Origin of the sequence: Mycoplasmopsis lipofaciens ATCC 35015 (assembly GCF_000686585.1) — a bacterium.
GTDB lineage: Bacteria > Bacillota_I > Bacilli_A > Mycoplasmatales > Metamycoplasmataceae > Mycoplasmopsis > Mycoplasmopsis lipofaciens.
In genome coordinates, this window is the sequence record NZ_JMKY01000007.1 from 26,223 (window position 1) to 35,560 (window position 9,338).

Below are 9,338 nucleotides of genomic sequence, written 5' to 3' on the forward strand. Positions count from 1 at the left end.
TTCAATAAAGTAATTAAATTATTTGTTGAAAAATTTATAGTAATAAAAAAGTAAATTTAGTTACTACTACGCGTTAATAGTATTATTCATCAATATCTAATAATTGTTCAATTCCATTACTACTAAGAAAATCCAATAAATCATAAAAACCATCTTCTGTTAAAGTGAAGTTAATTTTATCATTTGAATTAATATGTTTGGCAACAAACATATTTTTGCCAATCATTTCATCATCAAAAATGACAAAATTTGAACCATGTTTTTTTGCTTTATCAAATATTTTTTTTGTTTTTTGGACTTCTTTATTAAATTCTATTTTTATTCCATATGATCTTAATTCATTAGCTAATCCAAATAATTTAGTTTTATTATTTTTGTTTGTTGAACTAATAAAAATATCTATTTTTTCAATATCATTATTATTAATTTCAATATTTTCTTCACTAATTATTTCAGCAGTTCTATCTATTCCAAAACCTCATCCACTAGATGAAACTTTAGGTCCACCCAATTCATTTATTAAATTACTATATCTGCCCCCGCCAATGACTGTTGCTTGACTACCTGCATTTTTAGATTGACTAACAAATTCATAAACAACTTCATCATAATAATCTAAACCTCTAACTAGAGAATAATCAATTTGGTACTTAACGCCAATTTCATCTAATATTCTTAATAAATTGTTAAAATATTTTTTACTTTTTTCACTTAAATATTGATTTATCTTAGGTGCCTTTTTTACAAAATCTTTTTTAGATTCAATTTTGTCATCTAGAATTCTTAAGACATTGTTTTCTAATCTTTCTTGACTTAATTCACTTAGTTGATCTTTATACTTCAAAAAGTATTCTTTTAAAATTTTTTGATAATTTTGTCTACTTTTACTGTCGCCAATAGAATTAATTTTTAAGATTGTGCTTACATCTAGGACTTTTAGAATATTTTGCGCCATTTGAATGAGTTCGGCATCGATATATTCATTCGCATCACCAATATATTCAACACCAGCTTGATAAAATTGTCTTTGACGTCCTTTTTGAGGTTGTTCATATCTAAACATTGGCCCAAAATAAGCAAATTTAGGAGTTTTTAATGTTGCATATCATTTTTCTTCAATTAAAGCTCTGACAAAACCCGCAGTTCCTTCTGGTCTTAATGCAACATCTCTTTCACCTTTATCTTTAAATTCATACATTTCTTTTTTAACAATATCACTACCGGCAACTGATCTTTTGTATAATTGGGAATTTTCTATAATTGGAGTTTCGATATAATTAAAATTAAATCATTTTGTATGTTGCATAAAAACACTTCTAATTAGTTCTATTATTGCTGCATCTTTAGGATTTAAATCTCTCGTTCCTTTTAGTTTTGTTATCATTTTCTCTCCTTAAATACATAATGGAATTATTCAATATTTTAATAATTATAATAAAGATTGTAATCTTTTTATTAATCTTTATAATCATTTACCATTTTTTTAACCTCTCATATACTTAAAATTTTAAAAAATCACTAAATGAAATAAAATTTCAATTTTTTTAAAAAATTGGAGATATTTACCAAAAATCGTTAACAAAGAAAATAAAAAATATATAATTTAATCGACACTACAAAGGTGTCAAATAATTATTTCTAACAAAAAAAGGAGAAAACTCGTGAGTAAAATTAACGTTTATAGCGAAGTGGGTGTTCTAAAAGAAGTTTTAGTTCACACACCAGGAGACGAAATAAGGCGGGTAGCCCCAAGTCGTCTTGATGAATTATTGTTCTCAGCTATCTTGGAACCTCAAGATGCTATTGCAGAACATAAAAGATTTATTAAAATTCTAGAAGATAACAATATTAAAGTTATTCAATTAGATGAACTTGTTTCTGAAACTTGAGAAAAAGCAACTGCAGAACAAAGAGATGCTTTCATTGAAAAATGATTAGATGAAGCTGAACCTGTTCTTGATGCTAAATTAAGAGAAACAGTTAAAAAATACTTATTATCATTAAACCCAGTTAAAAAAATGGTAAGAACCATGATGGCTGGTATCGACAAGAAAGAATTGAAGATTGAATTGGATAGAGATCTAGTAGTAGATCCAATGCCAAATTTATACTTTACTCGTGATCCATTTGCTTCAGCAGGTAATGGTATTTCATTAAATAACATGAAATATGTAACAAGAAAAAGAGAAACAATTTTTGCTGAATTTATCTTTAACATTCACCCTGATTACAAAACAACACCACATTGATTTGATCGTTTAGATAAAGGAAATATTGAAGGTGGTGATGTATTTATCTACAATAAAGATACACTTGTATTAGGTGTTAGTGAAAGAACAAATAAAGATGCTGTTATGACAATTGCAAAACACATCCAAAGCAATGAACAAGCTAAATTCAAAAAACTTGTTGCAATTAATGTGCCACCAATGCCAAATTTAATGCACCTAGATACATGATTAACAATGGTTGATCATGACAAATTCTTATATTCACCAAATATGCTTTCAGTATTAAAAATATGAGAAATTGATTTAACACCAGGTAAAGAAATTGAAATGGTAGAAAGCACAAAATCATTATCAGATATGTTAGAAAGTATCATTGGTAAAAAACCTGTTTTAATACCAATCGCAGGTAAAGATGCTTCACAATTAGATATTGACATTGAAACACATTTTGATGGAACAAACTACTTAACAATTAGACCAGGAGTTGTTGTTGGTTATTCAAGAAACTGTTTAACTGAACAAGCACTTAAAGATGCTGGTGTTACAGTATTGTCATTCGATGGTAACCAATTATCATTAGGAATGGGTTCTGCAAGATGTATGTCAATGCCTCTTGTTAGAGAAGATATTAAATAAAACTTCTAAAAATTAAACTCAATAAACTTTAATCGTTAGTTAAAAACGATTGCATATAATAAAATAAATTTTTAAGGAGAAATATGCCAATGAATTTAAAAGGTCGCAGTTTAGACAGTGCTTTAAACTTTACAACAGACCAAGTTAATTATTTGCTAGACTTAGCAATTGAATTGAAAAAATCAAAAATGCAAGGATTACACACTAATAATCGTCCTCTTGTAGGAAAAAATATTGCAATTATGTTCCAAAAAGACTCAACAAGAACACGTTGTGCTTTTGAAGTGGCTTCAGCAGATTTAGGAGCAAGTTGTACATATATAGGACCAGCTGGATCAAACTTTGGTAAAAAAGAATCAATTGAAGATACAGCAATGGTTTTAGGTCAATTTTATGATGGAATTGAATTTAGAGGATTTAAACAAAGCGATGTTGATGCTTTAGTTAAATACTCAGGTGTTCCAGTTTACAATGGTTTAACAGATGCTGAACACCCAACACAAATGTTTGCAGATTACATGACAATGAAAGAACATGTTGGTGATTTAAAAGGTAAAAAACTAGTTTTTGCTGGAGATATCAAAAACAATGTTGCTCGTTCATTATTAATTGGTGCTGCCTTTTTTGGAGTAAACATTGTATTATGTGGACCAAAAGCTCAACATGAATTAGTAAAAAATGGAGAAGGTTATAAAGAAGTATATGACCAATGTCAAGAATTATTCAAACGTAATGGTGGATCAGTTGAATTTAGTGATGACAAAATTAAAGCAGCTAAAGATGCAGATGCAATCTATACAGATGTTTGAGTATCATTAGGTGAAGACTTTTCATTATTTGAACCTCGTATTAAAGAATTAGGACAATTCCAAGTAGATATGGCAATGCTTAAAGCAGCTAAAAAAGATGTAATATTCTTACACTGCTTACCAGCATTCCACGATGACCATACATTATTTTCAAGCGAAATTAAAGAAAAATTTGGTAAAAAATACCCAGTTGTTGCAACAGGTGCTATGGAAGTTACTGATGAAGTATTTCAATCAAAACATAATAAATCTATTGAACAAGCTGGAAACCGTATGCATACAATTAAAGCTATTATGTTAGCTACAATCGGATATTAATAATGGCTAAAATTGTTATTGCTTTAGGCGGAAATGCGCTAGGAAATAATCCTGAAGAACAAAAAAAATTAGTTAAAGTTCCTGCAGAAAGAGTTGCAGAACTTGTTAAGGAAGGTCATAAAGTTTTAGTGGGACATGGTAATGGACCACAAGTTGGTATGATTTTCAACGCTTTTGCTGATGCAAAAAAAGTTAATGAAAAAACTCCATTAATTCCTTTTGCTGAAGCTGGAGGAATGAGTCAAGGTTATATTGGTTATCATATGTTAACTGCTATTTCAAACGAATTAAAAGCAAAAAATATTGATAAAGATACTTTATACTTTTTAACTCAAACAATAGTAGATGCTAACGATAAGGCATTCAAAAACCCAACAAAACCAGTTGGTCCTTTCTATGCATCAGAAGAAGAAGCACACAAAGCAAATCCAAATTCTACTATCGTTGAAGATGCTGGTAGAGGATATCGTAAAGTTGTTCCTTCACCATTACCTATTGACTTTTTAGGTATGAAAACAATTAAAAACACTTTTGATAACGATGCTGTTGTTATCGTAGGTGGAGGTGGGGGAATTCCTACCGTTATTGAAAACGATCAATACAAAGGTGTTGATGGTGTTATCGATAAAGACTTTGCATTAAGCAAATTGGCTTCAAAAGTAGAAGCAAATATGTTTATTGTGCTTACAGCAGTTGATTATGTTTATGTAAATTATGGTAAACCAAATCAAAAGAAACTTGAAAATGTTTCAATTAAAGAATTGGAACAATATATTGAAGAAGGGCAATTTGCCCCAGGTAGCATGTTACCAAAAGTACAAGCTGCTATTAGTTTCGTAAAAGAAAATCCTGAAAATGTTGCAATTATTGCATCTTTAGAAAAAGTTGCTGATGCAGTTAAAGGAATAAGCGGAACAAGAATTACAAAATAATTAGGAGGATTCATGGAAGAACAAAAAATACTTAGTGAACAACCTACTAAAAAGAAAATTTCATTCTTTGCTGCCATGCTTATTGTTATGGGTGGTTCAATTGGAGCTGGAATATTCTTTAAATCAAGTAGTGTTTTAGGAAATTCACATTCTAGTTTAGTGTTAGCTATATTTTGTTGATTAATTGCTTCATGTGCAGTTATCGCTATGGCTTTAGCACTTATTGAAGTAGCTAGCGTTCGTAATGATAACTTATCATTAATTGGATGAACAAAAGTCTTCACAAGTAGACGTATTTTTAAAGCGTCTAAAAACTTTATGGTTTATGTATATTTACCATTAACTTATTTCTTTATGCCTTTATATGTGATTATGTCTTTACAAGATGGACTTGGGGCATTAATCAACGGCGGAACATTAACCTTGGGTACTAATGTCGATTGGTTAATTTGACTTGTTATTTCTTTAGTAATGTCAGTTTATTTCTTAGTAGTACCTGCTTTATGATCAAAAATAGGAGATGTTCAAAACAAAATAGTTTTAGCTATTAAATTTATTCCTTTAGTTGGAGTTACATTAATTGGATTTATTTTAGCTTTTGCAGGAAAAGGTGGAACATCAGATGTTCATGCTTTAGTGCAAGATCAAGGTAATATTCAAAATGCTATCAAAATGGGTAAAGGAATAGCAAGTTTCTCAGGAATTGGAGCTGGTTTAGGTGTATTCTTAGCAATTTCAGCAATCTTCTTTGCATATGATGGTTTCTACGTTGCAAGTGGTATTCAATCAGAAATGAAAGAACCTAAAAAAACTCCTTTAGCATTATTCTTAGGATTAGGAATAACAACTATTATTTATGTAGTTATTGCTATCTCTATGTCAATTAATGGTGGTTCATTCTTTGGTATGTGAGATTATATGAAGAGTTGATGAGGAGAAAAAGCCGGAAATATTGTTTTTGGAATTCTTAATCTTTGCATCGCTATTGGTGTTTTAGGAATTATCAATGGATTTTCAATGTGAGCTCCTCGTTATGTAGAAGATCTTCTTAAAGAAGGAGAATTGCCATTTTGAGAAAAATTAAAAGGAAAATTAAATGATAACAAACCAGTTGTTGGTGTTATTTATAGTTTAGTTTTAACAATTCCTATTGTTATTCTTTTCACAGTAATTGGTGCAGTGGCATATCTTCCAACAAATCCAGATTATGTTTTTTATAGTGAAGATGCAAGACTTTCAATGGGAAGACTATATGCTTTTGCTGACTTAATGGCAAACTGAACAGCATTATTTACCTTTGCGTTTATAGGAGCTTCGATCCACGGTGCTTTATTAAACAGAAAAACTAATAAGATACATATTGAAGACAAGAAGAGTTATTTCAAACCTGCAGCTATTTTAGCAGTTATCATAATTTATATTTCATTATTTGTTATGGTTATTGTTCCATTTATTGATGCATTCTTATTAATTGGTTTTGATAAAACAGTTGCGGGCTCTACACAATTTGAAGATTTAGTTGTTGGTCGTGTAATGCTTATAGTTACATTATTCATTTTCTTAGGTTTATCATTCTTACCAACAGAAATTGAAGACGCAATTCACAAAAACAAATATGGTTCAATTGAAAAATATGAAGAATATGTAAAAAATCATTTATTATAATTAGAAAAAATATTTAATTTTCGAAAATCAGAGATTTTCTCTGGTTTTTTCTTATTTATTTTTTAGATACAATATTTCTTTATATTATTAACGTGAGCGTTTTTTCTTAAAAAAGTATTTTATGAATAGAATGTGTTAATTAGTTAAATATTGTGTTACAAATTATGATTTTTTATTCAAAAATAAGTTTTAAAAAAACAAATATAAAAATATTTCAAAAAAAATTAAAAAAATATTTTGCACTATTTAAAAAATGTGTTATATTTGAAGAGCACTTTATAAACATAAAGGCAAATTGTTCTTTGAAAACTAGATATATATATAAACATGACAGTCAATTTTTTCGAGAGTTTGATCCTGGCTCAGGATGAACGCTGGCTGTGTGCCTAATACATGCATGTCGAGCGAAGTTCTTCGGAACTTAGCGGCGAATGGGTGAGTAACACGTACTCAACGTACCCTTTAGATTGGGATAGCAAGTGGAAACATTTGATAATACCAAATACCTATCATTTTCGCATGAAGATGATACAAAAGGTCCGTTTGGACCGCTAAAGGATCGGGGTGCGCAACATTAGCTAGTTGGTGAGGTAAAGGCCCACCAAGGCGATGATGTTTAGCGGGGTTGAGAGACTGATCCGCCACACTGGGACTGAGATACGGCCCAGACTCCTACGGGAGGCAGCAGTAGGGAATATTCCACAATGAGCGAAAGCTTGATGGAGCGACACAGCGTGCAGGATGAAGGTCCTATGGATTGTAAACTGCTGTGGTAAGGGAAGAAAAAACAGTATAGGAAATGATATTGTTCTGACGGTACCTTATTAGAAAGCAACGGCTAACTATGTGCCAGCAGCCGCGGTAATACATAGGTTGCAAGCGTTATCCGGAATTATTGGGCGTAAAGCGTCTGTAGGTTGTTTGTTAAGTCTGGCGTCAAAATTTGGGGCTCAACCCCAAACCGCGTTGGATACTGGCAAGCTAGAGTTATGTAGAGGTAAGCGGAATTCCTTGTGAAGCGGTGAAATGCGTAGATATAAGGAAGAACACCAATTTGGCGAAGGCAGCTTACTGGACATATACTGACACTGAGAGACGAAAGCGTGGGGAGCAAACAGGATTAGATACCCTGGTAGTCCACGCCCTAAACGATGATCATTAGCTGATGGGGAACTCATCGGCGCAGCTAACGCATTAAATGATCCGCCTGAGTAGTACGTTCGCAAGAATAAAACTTAAAGGAATTGACGGGGATCCGCACAAGCGGTGGAGCATGTGGTTTAATTTGAAGATACGCGTAGAACCTTACCCACTTTTGACATCTTCCGCAAAGCTATGGAGACATAGTCGAGGTTAACGGAATGACAGATGGTGCATGGTTGTCGTCAGCTCGTGTCGTGAGATGTTCGGTTAAGTCCTGCAACGAGCGCAACCCTTATCCTTAGTTACTAACATTTAGTTGAGCACTCTAAGGAGACTGCCCGAGTAATTGGGAGGAAGGTGGGGACGACGTCAAATCATCATGCCTCTTACAAGTGGGGCAACACACGTGCTACAATGGAAGGTACAAAGAGAAGCGAAATGGCGACATGGAGCAAACCTCAAAAAACCTTTCTCAGTTCGGATTGTAGTCTGCAACTCGACTACATGAAGTCGGAATCGCTAGTAATCGTAGATCAGCTACGCTACGGTGAATACGTTCTCGGGTCTTGTACACACCGCCCGTCAAACCATGGGAGCTGGTAATGCCCGAAGTCGGTTTATTAACAAACTGCCTAAGGCAGGACTGGTGACTGGGGTTAAGTCGTAACAAGGTATCCCTACGAGAACGTGGGGATGGATCACCTCCTTTCTACGGAGTACAACAGTCTTTTTATTTTAAAAGACATTAACCTTAATTTACTAGACCTACTTATATAATAATTGTCATGTGCTTTTTTAGGTCTAAAAGCTTTATATCTAGTTTTGAGAGAACAAAACTCTCAAAATTGTTCTTTGAAAACTGAATAGTAAATTATTTTAAAATATTTACAACGACATCAAATAAATTAATTTTGGTTAATTTGTTTTGATTCATCGAGTAATCATATAACACATATGATTCATTGAAATGTCTTAAAATACACATCAACAAAACTAAAACAATAGGAAAATACTTTTAAATAAGGAAGAGTTTGTGGTGGATGCCTTGGGTCTGGAAGTCGATGAAGGACGTGATTACCTGCGATAAGCCTCGTGGAGCCGGATATGTGCTATGAAACGGGGATTTCCGAATGGGGAAACCTAGCTAGGGTAATGCCTAGCTGCCTTAATCTGAATACATAGGATTAAGAGTGAGACACCATGTGAACTGAAACATCTTAGTAGCATGAGGAACAGAAAATAAATAATGATTTCTTTAGTAGCGGCGAGCGAACGAGAAAGAGCCCAAACCACTTTTAAGTGGGGTTGTAGGACGATCTACATAGAGTTACAAAATTTAATGATAGCAGAAGCTTTTGGGAAGAAGCGACATAGAGGGTGATATCCCCGTATGCAAAATTGTTAAATCTCTTGATCGTATCCTGAGTAGGGCGGGGCACGTGAAACCCTGTCTGAATCTGCCGGGACCACCCGGTAAGGCTAAATACTAACCAGACACCGATAGTGAACTAGTACCGTGAGGGAAAGGTGAAAAGAACCCCGAGAGGGGAGTGAAATAGATTCTGAAACCACTTACTTACAATTAGTCAGAGCCCGTTTATGGG

The 9,338-nt window shown here is 32.8% G+C and carries 5 protein-coding genes and 2 rRNA genes; 6 read left to right on the plus strand and 1 reads right to left on the minus strand.

The window, feature by feature from the left end; all coding sequences use genetic code 4:
• Positions 1-82: 82 nt before the first annotated feature.
• The gene (hisS, locus tag T388_RS0102805) at positions 83-1,384 is read right to left on the minus strand and encodes a histidine--tRNA ligase (protein WP_027120789.1); all 1,302 of its coding nucleotides are present in this window, start codon (positions 1,382-1,384) and stop codon (positions 83-85) included.
• A 277-nt stretch (positions 1,385-1,661) separates the two neighbouring features.
• Between hisS and T388_RS0102810 the strand changes: the two genes are divergently transcribed.
• From T388_RS0102810 to T388_RS0102840, 6 genes are all read left to right on the plus strand, one after another.
• Positions 1,662-2,867 carry an arginine deiminase family protein gene (locus tag T388_RS0102810; protein WP_027120790.1) on the plus strand — a complete coding sequence of 402 codons (1,206 nt, stop codon included), beginning with the start codon at positions 1,662-1,664 and terminating at the stop codon, positions 2,865-2,867.
• Between the two features lie 83 nt (positions 2,868-2,950).
• Complete coding sequence (gene argF, locus T388_RS0102815; RefSeq protein ID WP_027120791.1) at positions 2,951-3,994, plus strand: ornithine carbamoyltransferase; 1,044 nt, start codon at positions 2,951-2,953, stop codon at positions 3,992-3,994.
• Between the two features lie 2 nt (positions 3,995-3,996).
• The gene (arcC, locus tag T388_RS0102820) at positions 3,997-4,926 is read left to right on the plus strand and encodes a carbamate kinase (RefSeq protein ID WP_027120792.1); all 930 of its coding nucleotides are present in this window, start codon (positions 3,997-3,999) and stop codon (positions 4,924-4,926) included.
• Between the two features lie 12 nt (positions 4,927-4,938).
• Positions 4,939-6,591: an APC family permease gene (locus tag T388_RS0102825; RefSeq protein WP_036456939.1), complete on the plus strand. Its 1,653-nt coding sequence runs from the start codon at positions 4,939-4,941 to the stop codon at positions 6,589-6,591.
• Positions 6,592-6,930: 339 nt separating this feature from the next.
• Positions 6,931-8,443, plus strand: a 16S ribosomal RNA gene (locus T388_RS0102835).
• A 304-nt stretch (positions 8,444-8,747) separates the two neighbouring features.
• A 23S ribosomal RNA gene (locus T388_RS0102840) occupies positions 8,748-9,338 on the plus strand; the annotation flags it as partial.